Source organism: Flavobacterium sp. WC2509 (assembly GCF_052683105.1).
The window spans coordinates 3,982,709-4,002,574 of the sequence record NZ_JBQZFG010000001.1 but is presented as its reverse complement, the minus strand read 5'-3'; the positions used below and the strand labels follow the sequence as shown (position 1 = coordinate 4,002,574).

General features: G+C 33.4%; 12 protein-coding genes. 7 read left to right on the top strand and 5 right to left on the bottom strand.

The genetic code is table 11. The features are described from left to right. Positions 1–194 precede the first annotated feature (194 nt). Entirely contained in the window at positions 195–4,514 is a 4,320-nt protein-coding gene (locus ACUN3A_RS16610; RefSeq protein ID WP_445552403.1) for a hybrid sensor histidine kinase/response regulator transcription factor, read from the bottom strand. Between the two features lie 839 nt (positions 4,515–5,353). On the opposite strand from ACUN3A_RS16610, the gene ACUN3A_RS16605 reads away from it, so the two are divergent. The 5 genes from ACUN3A_RS16605 (at position 5,354) to ACUN3A_RS16585 (ending at position 13,193) form a co-directional block, all read left to right on the top strand. Further along, positions 5,354–6,529: a T9SS sorting signal type C domain-containing protein gene (locus ACUN3A_RS16605; protein WP_445552402.1), complete on the top strand. Its 1,176-nt coding sequence runs from the start codon at positions 5,354–5,356 to the stop codon at positions 6,527–6,529. A 239-nt stretch (positions 6,530–6,768) separates the two neighbouring features. After that, positions 6,769–10,485 (top strand): rhamnogalacturonan lyase family protein, encoded by a 3,717-nt coding sequence (locus ACUN3A_RS16600; RefSeq protein ID WP_445552401.1) that lies wholly within the window; start codon positions 6,769–6,771, stop codon positions 10,483–10,485. Positions 10,486–10,789: 304 nt separating this feature from the next. Then, positions 10,790–11,038: a hypothetical protein gene (locus tag ACUN3A_RS16595; RefSeq protein ID WP_445552400.1), complete on the top strand. Its 249-nt coding sequence runs from the start codon at positions 10,790–10,792 to the stop codon at positions 11,036–11,038. A 411-nt stretch (positions 11,039–11,449) separates the two neighbouring features. Then, complete coding sequence (locus tag ACUN3A_RS16590) at positions 11,450–12,928, top strand: glycosyl hydrolase family 28 protein (protein WP_445552399.1); 1,479 nt, start codon at positions 11,450–11,452, stop codon at positions 12,926–12,928. Between the two features lie 61 nt (positions 12,929–12,989). Further along, positions 12,990–13,193 (top strand): HipA domain-containing protein, encoded by a 204-nt coding sequence (locus tag ACUN3A_RS16585; protein WP_445552398.1) that lies wholly within the window; start codon positions 12,990–12,992, stop codon positions 13,191–13,193. 139 nt (positions 13,194–13,332) lie between these two features. On the opposite strand, the gene ACUN3A_RS16580 is transcribed toward ACUN3A_RS16585, so the two are convergent. Then, on the bottom strand, positions 13,333–14,151 hold the full coding sequence (locus ACUN3A_RS16580) for a tyrosine-protein phosphatase (protein WP_445552397.1): 819 nt from the start codon (positions 14,149–14,151) through the stop codon (positions 13,333–13,335). Positions 14,152–14,509: 358 nt separating this feature from the next. Between ACUN3A_RS16580 and ACUN3A_RS16575 the strand changes: the two genes are divergently transcribed. After that, positions 14,510–15,094 carry a helix-turn-helix domain-containing protein gene (locus ACUN3A_RS16575; protein ID WP_445552396.1) on the top strand — a complete coding sequence of 195 codons (585 nt, stop codon included), beginning with the start codon at positions 14,510–14,512 and terminating at the stop codon, positions 15,092–15,094. Between the two features lie 70 nt (positions 15,095–15,164). Here the strand turns inward: ACUN3A_RS16575 and ACUN3A_RS16570 are convergent, their stop codons facing one another. The 3 genes from ACUN3A_RS16570 to ACUN3A_RS16560 form a co-directional block, all read right to left on the bottom strand. Continuing rightward, positions 15,165–15,845, bottom strand: a complete 681-nt coding sequence (locus ACUN3A_RS16570; protein WP_445552395.1) for a phosphonatase-like hydrolase — start codon at positions 15,843–15,845, stop codon at positions 15,165–15,167. A gap of 85 nt (positions 15,846–15,930) precedes the next feature. Continuing rightward, positions 15,931–17,088 carry a TIGR03364 family FAD-dependent oxidoreductase gene (locus tag ACUN3A_RS16565; protein ID WP_445552846.1) on the bottom strand — a complete coding sequence of 386 codons (1,158 nt, stop codon included), beginning with the start codon at positions 17,086–17,088 and terminating at the stop codon, positions 15,931–15,933. 28 nt (positions 17,089–17,116) lie between these two features. Next, positions 17,117–18,412, bottom strand: a complete 1,296-nt coding sequence (locus tag ACUN3A_RS16560) for a DUF5690 family protein (RefSeq protein ID WP_445552394.1) — start codon at positions 18,410–18,412, stop codon at positions 17,117–17,119. Positions 18,413–18,715: 303 nt separating this feature from the next. On the opposite strand from ACUN3A_RS16560, the gene ACUN3A_RS16555 reads away from it, so the two are divergent. Continuing rightward, positions 18,716–19,792 (top strand): zinc-binding dehydrogenase, encoded by a 1,077-nt coding sequence (locus ACUN3A_RS16555; protein ID WP_445552393.1) that lies wholly within the window; start codon positions 18,716–18,718, stop codon positions 19,790–19,792. The last annotated feature ends 74 nt before the right edge of the window (positions 19,793–19,866 follow it).

Here is a 19,866-nt window from a genome sequence, read left to right as displayed (position 1 = left end):
AATTAATACTAACACAATGCCTTAATGTTCTTGGTTGTTCTTGATTTTATTAAATTATGCAAAAAAATAATTCGTAAACAGGTTCTTAAATAGGCACTGCATCAGGTTTTGCCTGATAATGATGCAGATCAAAATTATTTTCTTTCTATATAGCTTAGTCAAAAAACTACTTTAAGAGAACAAATTACAAAGGATTACTCTTTGTTTCCCACTTGATATGATTTAGGGCCCTCTCCAAAATATTTTTTAAAAATTCTAGAAAAATAAACAGGATCGTTGAATCCACAAATTACACTTATCTCCCCAATGGTATAATTAGTACTTTTTAATAATAATGCGGCTTTTTTCATTTGGATGGTATTGATGAATTCATGCGGTGTTTCCCCCGTAATTCCCTTTATTTTTTTATAGAAATTAGTCCTGCTTATTCCCATATTTAAGATAATGAAATCGACATTAAAATAAGATTCTCCAATACTCTTTTCAACTAACTGCATCACTTTTTCGAGAAATAGTTTGTCTTCGTCAGTATTTGTCAATATATCCAAAGACAATTCGGGATTTTTGCTTAAAGTTTGAATTATTAGGTTTCTTTGGGTGATGAGCGCATCAATTCTTAATTTTAAATAACTGAAATTAAAAGGTTTGGTAATATAGTCATCAGCACCGCTTCCAATGCCTTCCATTTTTTTATTTTCGGATGAATTTGCCGTTAAAAGAATAATTGGTATATGGCAGGTATTAAAATTTTCTTTTAATGCTTGAACCGTTCCTATCCCATCCAATAATGGCATCATCAGGTCGCAAACAATAACGTCTGGTAGTTCTTTTACCGCCATAGCTACTCCTTCCTGTCCATTTATGGCACTAATAACGTTAAAAAACGGCTTAAATTTATTAAACAAGTAGTCTCTCATTTCATCATTGTCATCAATAATCAATATCGAATATCTTGGCTTTTTTGAGGTATTCTTTACTTCATTATCTAATAAATTTTCTGATACTGATTCACTAAAATTACTTTCTTCCACTTGTATTTCACTTATGTTAAAATCTGCCTCAGAATACTCATTTTGGGTAATTGGTATAGTTATCGTAAAACAGGTACCTGTGTCTAAAGCACTTTCTACTTCAATGGAACCATTATGAAAATTTACCAACTCTTTTACATAAGACAAACCTAGTCCCGAGCTGTTCTCACTTTTACCAAAACGTTCAAACAGTGTTTTTTGGTCCTCTATTGAAATACCGACACCTTCATCGATAATTTTTATTTTTATAGAATCTCCTTTTTTTGTCAGCTCTAATGAAATCTCGATTGACTTTTCTACAGGGGTAAATTTAATGGCATTGGACAGCAAATTATACAACACTTTTTTCATTATTCCTGCATCAAGATATCCCAATATTTCCTTTTCAACCGCACTGAATCTTAAATCTATTTTTTCTTTATTTGCTAATGGTACAAACTGGGAGTGAATGTTTTTTATAAATTCAACAATGTCCACTTTGGCTAATGAAAGTTTCATTTTCTCTTCCTTTATTTTTCTGAAATCAAGAATCTGCTCGATTAAATTGGATAAATAAGAGGCGCTTTTTTGGATTTGCTTTGCTATTAATTTGGTTTCTTTGGCCACTTTCACATCATCCAATATATCTTGCAGATGACACAAAATTAAAGTCAACGGTGTTTTAAACTCATGCGAAATATTGGTATAATACATTAATTTTTTCTCATTTAGCCTGTCCGTAAACAACACTTCCTGTTTTGCTGAAATTTGTTTTTTATAGAGGTGCAAAAAGCCAAAAAAGATTGAACCCAAAAACAGGAATATTATAAAGTAGCCTAAACAAGATTTAAAAAACGGAGGCTTAATGTTGATTTTAAATTTGAGTATTTTGTCCAATTCTACATCATCGCTATTTGTTGCCTTCAACATAAAGGTATATTCTCCGGGAGGCAAATTTTGGTAAATGGCCGTATTGCTTGTCAATGGAACACTCCAATTCTCGTCGAAATTGTCCAGTTTATACGAAAACTGTATTTTTTCTGGATTCTTGAAATCTAAGACTGAAAAATCAAGTCTAATCGTATTTTGTAAATACGATAGCTCAATACCTTCTTCATACTCTATGCTTTTATTGATTATGCTCGATTTTCGCGGCAATTCTTCATTACCATTTATAAAAATTTTTGACAAGACTATTGGGTAGTTCGTTTTGTCTTTAGTGATGCTCTTGGGGTTAAAAGTTAAAAAACCTTTATTATGTCCAAAAAACAAATTCCCGTTTGATAATTTACTTGCGCATCCTTCACTGAAATAATTTAATCCATATTCTTTTTCGATAAAAAAATTCTCAAACTTTCCTGTTTTTGGGTAATACTTATTAATTCCTAAACTAGTGCTAATCCAGATGTTTTTTTCCGAATCTTCCTGTATTCCGAAAACCTTATTCGTTGACAGACCATCTGAGACACTAAGAATTTTCCAAACAAAATTCTTGTCCTTAAGGTTTTTATAACTAAGAACATTTATTCCGCCTCCCAAAGTAGATACATAAATATTTTTATCTGATGCCTGAAAAATATGATCCACATCATTAAAACTCAATGATGATATTTCCTTTCCTACATGTTCAATAGAAATAAACTTTTTGCCGGCTAAATTTAGTTGATTTGCCGGTAATAGATTCAATCCAAAAGAAGTACCTATCCATAAGTTACCATCATGGTCAAAATATAAACATCGAACATATTTGCTTATTAACTGATTTGGAAGTTTTCCTTGTTCGAAGGAAATGATCTTTATGTTTGTAAACGGGTTTGACAAAACTGCTAATCCATTACCATGGGATCCAATCCAGTAGTTATTACTTTTATCTTGTTTAATGGAATAAACATTGTTTAGAGCCGGTACTTCTTTAACGTCAATAAATACGATTTCTAATTTGCTTGGCGGTGTGCTTGAGATATTTTTTAAAACAAATAATCCTTTGCCTTTAGTACCCACCCATAAGTTATCTGCATGATCCACAAATAAACTATAAACGTTGATATTTCTAAGTTTATCCTTTATTGCTGCAGAAAGGTCATCGGGAAACGTATATTTCAATTTGTAATTTTGGTAACCAAATATTTTGCCTCCTTTAGTCCCCACCCAAAGATTTCCCTTTTTATCTTCCGCTGAAGAGCGGACTTCATTTTCATATATATTGCCTGGCTTTATAACCGGCTGATGCCAAATGAATTTTTCTTTTGCTAAATTAATTTTGTTAACCCCGCCATACATAGTGCTCACCCATAAATTTTTTGAAGCATCCTCAAAAAGGGACAACACTATATCTGAGGAAAGACTTCCTACTTTATCATCATTGGATTTATAATTTATAAAATAATTCTTAGCCCTGTCATACAAAAATAAGCCTCCGCCACGTACTCCAATCCAAAGATTTTTATTGCTATCCTCCAATATTCTTAAATTATCAGATTCTCCTAGAAAAGCTCTTTCATTTCCTTTAAGGTTATAAAACTCGATTTTTTTTGTTAAACTGGAGTATTTGAATATACCTCTGGTATTTCTGGCCAATAACCAAGTGTTATTGAATGAATCATTAAAAAAACTATGAAACCCATTGAACTTATCATCGTATACAGCTGTAGCAGTATTCTTTACTATATTAAATTGAAATACAACACCATCTGATCCTAAAAGTAACTCGTTGGAGTTTGGTTTGCTTATCCGTACAATAGGTCTGCTATTTATCTCTTTGTTTAATTTTTCAATCCAATTGAATATATTGGACTGATTTGAATACTTCACAACTCCACGGGATTTAGTTCCAAACCAACTCTCATCTTTGAATGTGTAAAAACTAATAAAATCAGTATCCTTGAAATAGGTTTGGGGACTTTTATATCCATTCGAGGCATTCACTTTTACCAAACCGGCTTTAGTCCCCACCCAAATATTTTTAAATTTATCTTCAAAAAGAAAACGGATTTTATTTTTAAATCCATTTTCTTTATTAAAGATTTCGGCTTTTAAATCTACATTGTTGCCTAAATATTTGATTCTAGCAAAACCCTTGTCTCCCCAAACCCAAATATCTCCATTAGAAACAATTTTAAAATCATTTATGTCAATTTTTTCCTTCAGAATTTGTCTGTTTATATTGATGACTTCATCGGTAATTACATTAACTCGCTGCATGCTTAAATTATCCGCCCAAGTCCAGATAAATCCTTTTTTGTCTTCGGCTATATTAACCATACGAGTATTGGTCAAACAAGTCGTATCTCCAGGTATTGACAAATAGTTTTTAAAATTCTTTCCATCATATCTGCTCAATCCATTCAATGTTCCAAACCAAAGGTAACCATGGTGATCCTGAATTACTGACCTTACAGAATTATCCGGCAGGCCATTTTTTATATCCAGTTTTTTAATTTGGATATCCTGAGAACATACCGTTAATTGAATTAAAAAACAAAAAAAACATATTAACTGTTTCATATATAGAAAATATTTAAATGTTGGAACCCCGATAAATCGGGAGGTATACTCAAAATTATCTTTATTAGTATTTGTGCCTGAAAATCAAGGTGATTTCATATACCTAAAATATTTGTCAGCGATCAAATTATGGCAACACCATTTTTATTAATAGATATAATATTTTCAAATTTATTTAATCATTGTTTTATTACTGTCCTGTTCTATCTGCTAGCTAAAAAAGAAATATTTTAATACAGGTCAAAAATCAGCGAAATTGAGGTGTTTTTTTAACTCATGCGTTTATCTTGTATTTGTAGTACAACTTTTTGTTACCTCTACGTCAATATCATTTTTCCAACTTCAATTTTTCGTTTTTAAAAAATTCTGACAAAACGTAAATATTACCGTCAATTCATAAATTGAGCAGCCACAAATTACGGTTTTGGATCCTTAATTTTAAATACCATCATTTGTAATTATCGATGGATTTTTTTCCATCTCTTAAAAAACTATTGATTTTAATTCATTTCAAATAAATCATTCAAAACAAATTAAATACCAATACTTTACAATATTGGCAAGAAAAACAAAAAAGCATTTTTATATTGCTATTATAACCAAAATGTACATTTTTCACAATTAGTAAGTACATATTTTATCATTAAAAAAAAAATATTCCTATTTATTTGCATTGCTAACATTTTATTAACTAACCAAAAACCAAACAAAAAGTATGCGGAGATGAAATTTTACTAGTCCTTATAAATTATGCTCATAAATAAACAAAAAACATAAAATAATCGAGCACAAATCGAATGAAACAGAATTACAATACTAAAAACATTAATCCATTTACTATGAAAAAAATTACTCTATTTATTTTAACGTTACTTCCAAGCCTGATGTTTTCGCAGGTTATTTTACAAGATGAATTTGAATCTGCCACCGATGTAACAGCTGGTTCGTCAATTTTCGGATTTGCCTCTTCAGCTACTAATACAGTTGCTCCTGGTACGCGTGTTTTAGACGTGAATGCAACGGGGAATTTCTATAGAAGACAATGGATGAATGAAACAAACACAGCAGCTGATTTTGCCAAAATTTTTGATACAGATGGGACTACAGATGGAGTTCTCAGAACTGCTGGTTCTGGAACAGTCGCTGTTATGGATATTACTAATCCAAGTCTAACAGTAGGAACGCCATATACCAAACCCACTAAATTGAAAATGACGGCTACTTTTGATTGTGGCGCTTTAACAACTAATGGCGACGCTGGCAGAGGAGTTTTGGTAGGGTATTATAAGTCGCTTTATGTTACTACTGCTTTTACATCCACTAGTATTACAGACGCCAATAATGGTATTGCATACAATACTACTGATGGGAATTTAATGAAAGGTACTGGTTACAATCCTGGGCTAGATTTTTTTGGATTTATTATTAATATAAACAATGGTCAAATCAATTTATGGAATGGTCAATCTTCTAAGGCTACAACTACAAATGCAAATCAAGCATATAAAGGCACATGGTCTGGTGGAACTTCTAAACATACTATTTCTTATGTTGTAGATACTGTTACTGGAGCTCTTACTGATTTTGTTTTTGATGGAGACAGTTCCTATGATGCTTGGACTGCGGCTCAATTTCCGACGGCGACTTTTCCTCAATTTACAAATACTAATACTAATCTTGTTGGTTTAGGGTCTATATCGTCTGCTTCAACAGGTAATGCTAATTTTTATTCATTCAAACTAGAAAGTACAGCTACATTAAAAGTCGATGCAGTAACGTTTAACAAAAACAGTGTTGAGCTATATAAAAACAATGGAACCTTGTATGTAAACACAGGAGCAACCACTATTAACAATATCCAAGTATTTGATATTCAAGGAAGACTAGTTGTGGAACAAAAAAATGTAAACGGCAATAGCACTGCCATTAAAGACCTGAAAGCAAACCATCAAGCCTTAATTGTAAAAGTAACTTCTCAAGACAACAAGGTTGTAACCAAGAAAATACTTAATTAGGATACTATTTACAGAAGTAAAATTTTGTTTCGATTGAAAATCTAGCGCATGGGAATTATTAAAAAAAGATTATTAAACAGTAATTTTTTAAAATTAAAATAGTACAACGTTAGCATTCAATAAAAACCTAGAGAGACTTATATTTTCCAAAGGATAATAAAAGGCTCTCTGGGTTTATTTTATAATCCCACCCAAAACACTAACCTTCTAAAAAACAATTATTTAAATAATTTATTAACATGAAAAAGCAAATATTTTTTGAGTCCAAGCCTTTTCTTTTACGGAAGATGCTTTTTCGACTTACCATTTTTACCGTTTTTAGTTTTTTGACAACACAGTTTTCTTTTGCCCAGACATGGCCTATTTTAGGCAATGAGCAAGCTATTTCTTCTGTTGCTTCCTCTTACACCAGTATTGCTGTAGTGAATAATGGAGTTGATTATACTCCTTACGTAGCTTATACCGAAAGTGGAGTGCCAAAAGTGAAGAAGCGTTTGAATGATGGTTCTTGGGTACCGGTTGGTGCAAATCTTGGCACTAACGCTACTTTTACACAAATTTATGCCGATCCGATTGGTAATTTATATGTTGCCTATATTGATGGGAGTAGTACCGGTAATTCTAAATTAGCAATTCAGAAGTATGATTTTGTGAATAACATTTGGAGTCCTTTAAATCCTGCGGATAACAACACCCTTTATGTTTCTACAGGAAACGTAAATCAGGCAAACTCTAGCTTTAAGGGGGTGCGTTTCTCCATTGCTTTTGATTCTTTTAATACGCTTTATGTAGCGTTTACGGATGCTGGATTAATTCCTTATGTTAAAAAATTCAATTCGGATACAGCTGCATGGGAAACCGTAGGCTCTGGTCCCGCAGCTAGTGGTTTGGCCGCATTGCCAAGTCTAGCAATTGATTCAACCGACAAGCCTTGGTTATTGTACACTAGGTTAACAGGTACTGGTGACGCTAATGGTACTTTGGCACTTTTTAGCTTTAATGGCACTTCTTGGACTGAAAGTGTAAATCCAACTCCAATTGGCGGTATACGCCAAAGCTGTATCGCAAATAATGGCAAGGACAAACTTTGTATTGCTATGTTTGACACTGGCAATAGTAACAAAACAACTATCGTTTACTTTGATAAAACAACAGGTTGGAGCGGTAAATCAAATCTTTCTACAAGAGACGGAGAAACAATTAGTCTTATCAATGATACCGAAGGCAATGTATATTGTTCTTATATTGATAAATACGACAGCAGTGCCTATGCACAAGTTGTCAGAGTGCATAAATTAGCAGCGGGCAACACTTCCTGGTCTCTATCTGAATTACGTAATTCTCCCATTACACGCGGTATCGATGAGCCAACAGCTAATGTTTCTATTGCCATTGGAAGCGCACCATATCCCTATCTTGTCTATATAAAGGCAAATTCACTCAGTGTAAAAACACCTATTGTACGTAGTTATGTTCCAGCACCACCTCCCGCAGTGCTAACTACTAACGCTGTAACTAATATTACTACTACTACTGCCATATCAGGGGGTAATATAACTTCGGATGGTGGACAAACCATAACTGAAAGAGGAGTTGCATATAGTAACAGCAATGCAAATCCTACTACTGCGGACTCCAAAGTTGCAGATATAGCAGGAGGCGTAGGTAATTTCTCCGTAACACTTTCTGGACTTAGTCCGGGAACATTTTATTATGCAAGAGCATATGCTATTAACAGCGGCGGACCCTCTTATGGCAGTACCATCAGGCTAAGTACATCACAAGTGGCGGATGCTTTAGTGACAACTCCTAAACAAGTAGAATTCTTGAATAGAGGACTTGTAGCTATCCAAAAAAGTTCCAGTTCTGTATATTTGAGTTGGCGTTTGCTTGGTAACGATCCTCAAAGCATTGCATTCAACGTCTATCGTAATGGAATAAAAGTTAATTCTTCTCCAATTACAACTTCAACCAATTATCTAGATAACACTACTTTACAAAACAACAATTATAGTATTACCACGATTATTAACGGAGTTGAAAGTCAACAAATCACTCCCGTAACAGTGTGGCCACTGAATACTTTTATTTACCCTGGTAATAGTGCCCCTCTCAAAAACAACAAATTATCCGTTCCTATCCAAATCCCTCCAGATGGAACGCTGCCTGATGGGAGAACCTATTCCTATACCGCTAACGATGCCTCTGTGGGTGATGTTGATGGTGATGGTACGTACGAAATTATTTTAAAATGGGAACCTACTATTAAAAATGACAATGCAGGTGGTTATAGTGGGAAACAAATTTTTGATTGTTACAAATTAGACGGTACCCGATTATGGCGTATTGACCTAGGAATTAACGTAAATTCCGGACCTCATTACAACCAATTCATGGTGTATGACTTTGATGGGGACGGTAAAGCCGAAATTATTTTAAAAACTGCAGATGGTACAATTGATGGTGCAGGGAATGTTATTGGTAATTCTTCTGTTGATTATCGCAGTACTTCCGGATTTGTTCAAAATGGACCTGAATTCCTAACCGTTTTTAATGGGTTGACAGGAGCCGCTATGTCAACGATAAACTATCAACCCTCCCGCGACAACACCTCTGATTGGGGAGACAGTTACGGTAACCGTCAGGATCGATTCGTGTCTGCTGTTGCCTACCTTGACGGTGCTAGACCAAGCTTAATCGTTGGTCGTGGTTACTATAATAGATTGGTTCGTGCAGCCTACAACTGGAGAGATGGACAACTGACAATGCTATGGAAGTTTGACAGTAAAGACCCCGCTCACCCTGAATACAATTCGTATTCAAGTCAAGGAAACCACCAAATGACCATTGGTGACGTAGACGGTGATGGAAAAGATGAAGTAATTAATGGCTCGAGTACCATTAACGATGATGGAAAACCACTATGGACTTATGGCATGGGACATGGAGATGCCCTAAATATGACCGATATGGATCTAGATCGTCCAGGACAAGAAATTTGGATTAATCTGGAATCCCCAAGCAATTACACTCCTCTAGGACTTAGACAATACGATGCTAAAACAGGAAAGACCAATTGGGGAATTGCTACAGGCACTGATGACGTAGGTCGTTCTATGGCCGCAGATATCGATCCTAATTACAGAGGTTATGAAATGTGGGGCTCATCAGGAGGCAACGTTTGGGATTCAAAAGGCAATTCAATTAGCACTAGTGTACCAACATACAACTTTGGAATTTGGTGGGATGGTGACTTAGGTCGTGAATTAGCTGACAAAAACATCATTGACAAATGGAATCCTACAACCAAAAGCTCTGGACGTTTATTTACTATTTATCAAACTTACCCTGTCACATCAAACAACGATACTAAATCTACTCCTTGCTTACAAGCAGATATTTTAGGGGATTGGAGAGAAGAAACTATACTTCGTAAAAGTGATAATACAGAGCTAGTTATTTTTACTACAGATACTCCTACAACATATCGCATCCCAACATTAATGCATGATCCGCAATATCGCGTAGCAGTTGCCTGGCAAAACTCAGGTTACAATCAACCACCAAATCCAAGCTTTTATATTGGGTATGATATGGCTACTGATCCTACAACAGGAAATGTTATAACACCTACGCCTAATATTTATGTAGTAAATGCCAGTGTTAATAGTTTAGGTTTATCAAATAATGGAGAGCTGTCATCATCTGCAGTAAAGATCTATCCTAATCCAACTTCTGGTTTGTTTTCATTACAATTAGAAGGTTTAGAATCCGGGAAAGCAAACGTAAAGATTATTGGTTTGAATGGACAGACTATTAAACAACGTGATGTTTTATTAACAGGGAAAAGTCAAACGGTTTTGTTTGATATCTCTGCTGAGGCAACCGGAGTGTATTTGATACAAGTTACTTCTAAAGAAGGTGTAACCACACAAAAAATCATATTGCAAAAATAAAAACATAAAGAATAGCAAGGCGGCTCGTTCATCAGTGGGACGAGCCGCCTTTTTTAGAAAAAATAAATGAAATATATTTTAGTTTTTGTATTGGTATATTTTACACCATCATTCATGAAGTCTGGGAAACTATTAGCAGATATTAGTAAGAGACTTTATCTTCAAGGCAAAGTTACTGAACGGACGATTGACTAAATATTTCAATTTAAAACTAATCAAACAAGTAAAAATAAATTATTAATTAAACCTCAACCCACAATTACGACAATGCAGTGCTAGAGGTCGGTTTTTAAACTAAACAAAAATGTTGCAAAAAGTTTTTATTACAAAATATGCTTTCACAACTGGAATTATAGAATGTGAAATGTATGTAAATATGGAAACAAAAAGTTGCTATGGCAAACTTTCTAGATTTGATTTTAATACTGGATTTTATGGAAGTGATTTTCACTTAACAAAAGATGATGCTATTAAAGATTGTATAAAAAGAAAAGAAAAAAAGATTATAAATTTAGAAAAACAACTTCTTAAAATTAAGAAGTTGTCTTTCTAAACTGACAGCTAACCCACGGATTAAACTAATATTTTTTTAACTAAGAATTTTATTTCAAAAGGAATATAAAAAAGTGTCCTTGAATATTAAGAGTAAAACATTTTCCTTGTAAAAGCCATTAGAAAAAAGAGTTGAATCAGTATAACAAAAATTAAACAGTGTATCAATTAGAAGTTCAGCAAACATTCAGCTAAAAAAATCCGAATATAACCTAACCAATAAATGAACTGCCTAACAAGTTAAATTAAGGATTTTCACAAATAATTACTTATTTACTCAAATTAATATTTAGGAGAGAAATTGAAAAGCTTACTGCAGTTTTAATTAACCCCGACATAAACATTATCTCATATGCATTTTTTTAAAAGACTTTATTTGCTCATTTCTCTATGCTTCTCTTTAAGTACAGTCATGGCTGCTAATCCACTCCCTGCACGAAATCTGGTTATCCCCAAAAGCAGCATTACCTCAACCACTATTACCCTTTTATGGAACAAGCCTCAAGTTTATGAAGATGTAACTGAATACCAAATTTTTAAAGATGGTAAGCTAGTCGGCACATCTGTCAAAACCAACTTTACCGTTGAAGCTCTTTTGCCGGGAAAAAAATACTCTTTTTACGTAAAGGCAAAAGCTAAGAATGACCAGCTCTCAGAAGACAGCAACAAATTAAATGCTGCAACAAAACAAGCCGGAAAGATATTTAACATATTGGATTATGGTGCCATTGGCGATGGAAAATCAAAAAACACGAAAGCTATCCAAAAAGCTATTGATGTTTGCACCAATGAAGGAACGGTTTATATACCAGCTGGTAAATTTGTCACCGGTGCTTTATTTCTTAAAAGCAATATGACTTTATTGATTGCAGAAGGGGGAATACTAAAAGGAAGTACGGATACCGAAGACTATCTTCCTTTAAATCTGAACAGATTTGAAGGCTGGGAAATGGAAACATTTGCCAGTTTGCTCAATGCAGGAAAATTAGATCGGTCGGGCAAATATAATATTGTCAATTTGAGTATTCGCGGAAAAGGCACAATCAGCGGCGGGGGGCATAAACTGCGTGACGCTATGATAACGAAGCGCGGCAAGCGCGGACGCGGCAGATTGATTTGTATCATGAATGGACAGAACATTGATGTACAAGGATTGAACCTTGAAGAATCGCAGTGTTGGAACTTGCATTATATTTATTCAAATCAGGTTACAATGCATGACCTGACAATTACGAGCCACGGTGCAAATGCCGACGGCATAGACCCAGATTCTTCTACCGATTCTTATATATTTAATTGTACAATTGCAACCGACGATGACTGCATTGCCATAAAATCAGGTAAAAACCCTGAAGGCAATTTAGTTAACAAACCCACTGAGCGATTACGCATTACAGACTGTACGCTTGTTAGAGGTGCCGCATTTGCAATCGGAAGTGAATTATCAGGCGGCATAAGCGACATCTTTATACAAGATTGTAAAATTGGCCCCCTAGTGAATGGTTTTCAAGTAAAAACAACCAAAGATCGCGGAGGTTATGTAAAAAATATTGTAATGCGGGATTGCAGCATACAGAGAATAAAATTGGTCACCAATGTCAATTACAATAACGACGGAGCCGCTGCATCAGAATTAAGTTGGTTTAAGGATATCGAATTTACTAATTTAGATATGAGCGGTGCTAAACAGAATGAAACCACTATAGACATAAATGGCTTTCCTGATGAACAACACTATACCCGCAATGTGTCTTTCCAGAATATTACGCTTCCAGAAGGAGCAAAAATCAAAGTTAAAAACTGCGAAGATGTAATCTTTAAAAATGTTCAAGGCATCAATGGAGCAAAACCGGAGTATTTAATAAGCGACTCGAAAAAAGTTGAGAATTAAAGTTATACCAAATCTATCGTTTGATTGAACAATTTTTCAAAATAGCTAAGCGCTATTCAATTTGGAGAATACAGCTTATGGCAGAATAGGAATTGCGTATTACCTCATGGCAAAAGCTTGTGAAATAGAAATGATGGAATGTCGATTGATGGAAGAAAATGGTAGAACAAATTTTATAACCAAACGTTTTGATAGACAAGATGGCGACACCAAACACCAAGCCAGAACTTACGACTTGGTTTTCAATTTATTAAACCTGAATTAATAACTGCATTTAAGAAGTACTTCTTCCACTTCCCTCCTATTCGACAATACTTTTACCCATCAAATCCTGTAATCTCTAGGTCTTTTAGTTTATAAAAAAACCGCATAAAAAAATTATGCGGTTTTGCTTTTGACTCTATTTATTTTACTAAATACTTCTTTTTAATTTCCTTTTTCACTTTTTGGTCGATTCCAAATTCAGCCAATAACATTTTATCAATACTACCGTATTTTTTAATGATGCTGTTCCAAGCTGCTTCAAGATAAGGCTGTTTTACTCCCATTAATTTAGCCATTCTTTCTTCTGGGATTCCATAAGCTTTATATTTTGATAAATCTGTTTTTGAAATTGCTTCATTAGATCTTAAATAATCTTTCATAATTTCTTCATCAGAAACATCTAAAATATGCAACAATAATGATGAAGCAACTCCTGTTCTATCTTTACCAGCAGTACAGTGAAACAAAACAACAGTATTCTTTTTTGAAACCTCATCAAAGAAAGGTTTAAAATCTTTGATGCTTTCTGCAAATCCGTTATTGGCAACAACCATTAGCGAATCAACTTTATTTTCATTGAACTTTGGCGACATCATAATTTTCATAAAATTACCCATTTCTTTTTCATTTATCGAACCAATTTTTGCTCTTGTAGTTTCAATTTTTTGTCCCGATGGAATATAATCAGGGTCTTTTTGTATCTCGCTATCATTTCTAAAATCGACAATAGTTGTAATATTTAAAGAATCAAATATTTTAATATCATTGTCTGTTAGTTTAGAGAAATTACCTGATCTAAAAATAATATCATCTTTGATTTTTTTACCTTCTTTATTTTGGATTCCCGAAAGCGATCTAAAATTCGGGCTTTTTTCTATGTTCATGTTTTTTTGTGCCTGAGATTGAAAAGCAATCATTAAAACGGCAATTGAAGTTAAAATTCTTGTTTGTGTTTTCATTTTTATTTTTTTTTAAATGTTTGAGATAATAAATTATTGTCTTTGTGCAAACCTAAAAATCGATTGACAAGACTTATTTGATATTTAATTTTTGATGTTTTAAAAGAATAAAACGGTTCCTATAAGAATTGATATTTAACAACTAATTGACCGTTTGCAAAAGAATATCATGGCAAATTTTATTTGACGGTAAAATTAAAGCGCGGCGATTATCATAAAGTTACCAAAAGATTAAACTAGTATATTGTAGTTGTATATCAGACAGAAGAATTTAAAGTAATTGCTATTTTTTAGATACGACAACCCTCCCTTTGGAGCTAATTATACTATATTTACCATTTAAACGGAAGATTTTATTATGGAAGATTTTTTAATTGGTATTGGAAAAAGACTAAAAGAAATTAGAAAGAAAAACGCCTTAACAATAAACGAGGTTGCAAACAGAGCTGGTGTCAGTAATGGATTAATTTCTAGAATTGAAAATGGCAGAACAATTCCATCTTTACCAGTCTTGATTGAATTAATACAATCTTTAAACACTGATATAAGTTATTTTTTTGAGGGCGTTGAGAACACTAAGAATGCCAAATACATTCATATTAAAAAAGAAGACTATCAAAAAATAGAAAAAGAAGACCGAACGGAAACAAAAGGTTTTAACTACTTTCATATTTTTAGCAAAAGCATAAATTCTATTGGTTTTGAAGCCGTTATACTGGAAGTTGAACCTGACAGCAAACGTGATAAAGTTATTACAGACGCATGGGAATTCAAATATGTCATCAAAGGAAGCATCACTTATATTATTGATGATGTAGAAGTAATTGTAAACGAAGGCGATTCTTTATGTTTTAACGGAAGGCTTTCCCACGTTCCCGAAAACAGAACTAAAGAAAATTGTGTGATGCTGGTGCTTTACTTCTATTCTGAAAGCAATAGCTAAAAAAGGTTACCTCAAAAACAGAGATAACCTTATTCAAAAAATATAAAAACAAAATGAAATTCCTTTAGTTTTAATTCAAAACACTATATAAGGACGCAAGTGAATCCAATATATAATCTGGTTTTGCTTCTTCAAGTTGCGATCTGGTTTGTGCTCCTGACAAAACACCAATTGTAATGCCGCATTTAGCATTTTTGCCTTCTTCAATATCTATTTCAGAATCTCCCGCTTTTAACACTTTAGAAGCATCTGTAATACCAAACAATTCCATTGCTTTTACAATCATTTCTGGAGAAGGACGACCAATTATCACATCACTGGCCGTAATTAAAGCGTCATAGTGTACGTCTTTTTCCCACTTCAATTTATCCAATAATGTATTAGCAACCTGACTACTATATCCTGTATTTAAAACTACTTTTATACCATCATTTTTAAGCTTTTGAAAAATCTCTTCTACACCTTCAATAGGAGAAACTTTAGCAGATAGATATTGTTCATCCAGGATTTCTTTGAAATATTCAAATATTGATTCCGCTTTATTTTTGTCGGTACTATTCAAATGTTTCAAAATATCATTAATGGCTTGAAACTTTTCCTTTCCAGCTCCAATTCTCAAAACCATTTCTAGAGAAACATCAATTCCGAATTTATTAATGGCTTTATGCAGTGATTTATAAACTATGTTTTGCTCGTCTATTGTTGTTCCTGCCATATCAAAAACAACCATTTCAATTTTATTACTTTTCATTTTCTATTGTATTTAGTTTTTTATTTACACACAATTTGCATGTTTATTGGACATTTAAATCCTTTTGTTTTAGTACTTTTTGATTTTAAATATTGTAAATCTTATCGATATTATGTTTGGCAAATCCTGCGCTTCCAGTCATTCCTTTGCCTCCAATTCCAGTTATGATATGAATATTTTCATCAACCGTATGTTCAAAAATGTCTTTGGTTTTGCATTGTGAATACATTCCGAACCACCTGTTCTGGATTTCGTAAGTTGGTAAATCAATTATTTTTTTTGCTTCTTCAATCATAAAATTATCAATATCCATATTTAAGTCAAATCCTAGTGAATCAATTTCTTTTGCAGGTGCGTATTCGTGTGAATCTCCAAGAATTACTGAACCGTCCAAAGCTTGTTTGAATAAAATATGAACTCCATATTTCTTCTCAAAACTATTCGGATTCTCTTTTGCTTTAATTTCCTGAAACGATTTACATTCTTCAAAAGCCTCATATCTTCTAATCGTTAATCCTGTTAGAATTGAGCCATCCAACTTATAATTATTTTGCGGTTTGGTTTGTAACATTTGAAGTTTGGAAACAATCAAATCACTGTTGTTATAAATTTCTGGATACAGTATTTTGAAATCACTTCCGTTACAAATAATGATTTTGGAAGCTTTGTATTCTAGTCCTGCCGAAGTTGTTGCTACTACTTCCCCATTTCTATTTTCAGTATTTACAACTGTAGTATTTGTAAACAAATCAAGACTTAAATTTGCAATCATATATTGATGCAGTTTATGAATCATCGTTGCTGGTTCGACAGTTACTTCTTGCGGAAAGAACAATCCACCTGTGCAATAATCTGAACGCAAACCATCATACTTTGCTAAACATTGTTCTTTCGTAAGCAAATTTGACTCATAATCATTCGAAATATTAATCTGATGCAACTCTTCTATTAATTGCATTTCTTCTTCGTTTGAAGCCAAATAAATAGTCCCGTTCTGACGAAGATTAATATCAAACTGCGACTGAATATCTTTATATATAGTTAGACTTTCTTTTCCGAAATTTTGCCACTTTCTGTCCATTCCCGAAGGGACAACCTGACCAAAATTTCTAACAGTTGCTCCTTCTGGTTTGCTGTTTTTTTCCAGAATGGCAACAGACATTCCTTTTTGTAAGGCGTGATAAGCATGGAAAGTCCCCAGTACTCCCGAACCAATTATGATTAAATCATATTTTTTATTCATCATATTCAATTTATATTTTTATCATTTTTTAAGGAAAGGCAATTACTTGTTCTTTTTTTTTATTGTGAACACGCTTATTGAAATACCACATCGAAAGCATAGCAAGCAGTAATAATAATGCCGCCGATTGTAGATTTAGCCATATAAAAAAATGACTCCATGTTTGTTTAAAACCTATTACTTCCTTAAGCAAAAGCACAATAACGCTACCCAAATATCCAAGAGCATCAGCGATATAAAACAAGAAACCTACATTGCCTTTGAACTTCATAATTGCCACTAATCTTTCAAACACAAGACAATGAAAAAGTATGTAAGGTAAATAAACCCCTATTCCAGTGGTAATCATCCACATTACAGGCGATACGAGTCCGGCATTAAATAATAATGTAAAAACAATTATTACTATTGCTCCACCCGAAGTAAGCCACATACCTGCACTAAATGCTTTTTTGTTGTTTCGTATCATTATACCTGCCGCCGCAATCCCAAGTACAGTTATAGCAACCGGAATTTCTGTAAGAGTCACTATTTGCGGAGAACCAGAATATCCTTTCTCAGTCCAAAATTCAACCATAAAATTGTCCCTAAAATCCCTAACCACAGTCAGAATAACATAGATACCCACCAAAGCAAAATACCCTACTCCATTATCTTTTATAAAATCTTTGCGCTCTTTATGATACATTGGCACTCTCTCAGACCTTGCTTTTAGATCACTTTCATCTGGCTCTTTGTTTTTACTAAGAACCCATACGGATAAAAGGAACAATGGAAAAAACAATAATCCTGTATAAAATGGCATATTGTATTCGTCTGCATTAAAATTTTTCATTAATACCAATCCCGCTGTTTTTACTAGTCCCGTTGAGAAAATAAATGTGGCACTCAAGGCTGCTGCTAACATTTCTGTATTTTTTCTCCCTTCGATATAAGAAAAGATAATTCCAAAAACCATCCCTAAAGGCAAGCCATTTAAAAACAGTGCTACTATTTTCCATTTCCCTGGAACAACTGCAAATAAGGCAAGCATAAGTAAACCAAAAGAAATAGAACCGATAAGCCATTTTGCCCTTTTAGATTTTGGCATTTCAGAAATAACCTTGATACCTACAAATTTTGATATCATATATCCAAAAACCTGACTTATTACAAATACAGTTTTGGCATCTAACCCATAACCAAAAGAGAGCGAAAGGTACTGTCCTGCCAAAAATGATTTGCGCACCGCATACATTCCAGTATAACATACAAAAACTGAAATCAGAATTGCAAAGGTGGATATTTTTTTACTATTTGTAAATTTTTTATTTTCTTTAGACATACCTGTGATATTAATTTTAAGCAAAAATAAAGCACTAGTCAAACATAAATATTACGTAAATGTAAAATAATGGTTAATAAAGTTTACAAATAGTAAATATTTTTTCATATTAATAAAAAACAAAGTAATTTTGAACAAAGCCAGTAATAACAATAAAAACAGCACTTTAAAAACCTTTAAACCTAAGTCAAATACAAACTAAAATTAATTTTAAAGTAAATAAATAGATCTACAAGAATTGATCTTCGACAGAAAAAACATTTCGAAATAAATAATTACAAATAGTAAACAAATTAAAAAACAATGACAAGTAAAGCAACAGCAATGATTTTTACCTCAGAAGGCAAACCATTTGAAAAACAAGAAGTAATTTTAAACGACATAAACTCCAATGAAGTTATCGTTCGCATAGTCTATACAACGATATGCACCAGTGACCTTCATACCTTTACAGGAAGACGATCCACACCTTGTCCTTGCGTTTTAGGACATGAGATTATTGGAGAAATTATTAGCAAAGGTCAAAATATAAATAAAGATTATAATGGTCACCTGCTAAAGATAGGAGATTTAGTTACCTGGTGTGTATATGCATTTGATGCTAATGGAAAAATGGCAAAAAAAGGAATACCCCAAAAATCGGAAGACCTATATAAATACGGTCATCATAAATTTATTCCTGAGGACGGTTTAAATGGAGGATTTGCCACACATTGCGTGCTAAAAAAAGGAACTGCAATTTTTAAGCTTCCCGATTTTTTAAGCCATAAACAATCTGCACCAATTAATTGTACGCATGCTACCATGGCAGGAGCCATACGTATAGCCGGTTATCTAGAAAATAAGAATGTCATGATTACCGGAACCGGAATGTTAGGTCTTTCTGCTTGTGCGATGGCTAAGGAAAGTGGTGCCAAGAATGTATTTGCTCTAGATATTAATCCTGAACGTCTGGCATATGCCAAAAAATTTGGAGCAAATAAATTCATTGACGCTAAATTATCAACTAGTGAGATAAAATCGCTTCTTTCAAAAAATGAAATTGATGTAATAATAGACACTACTGGAATTCCATCTGTAATGGAAACTGGGCTTGAAATCCTAACTATTGGCGGTACTGCCGTTTGGATAGGAGCTGTTTTTAGCCAGCCAGCCACTCAGGTGAATGCTGAAATGATAATCCGAAATCTTTTAACGATAAAAGGGCTTCATAATTATACTCCAAACGATCTGGGTTATGCTGTTGATTTTGTAAGCAAAAATCATTCTAAATATCCTTTTGAGGAACTTGTTGGAGAAGAATTTCCTTTGGAAGATCTAACCGAAGCTTTTGAAATAGCTAAATCAGGAAAACATTATCGCGTAGGGATTAAACAATAAACTCCAAATTTTTAAAAGCTAATAAAAAAGCCAGAATCTTATTTAGATTCTGGCTTTTTTATATATCAATAATC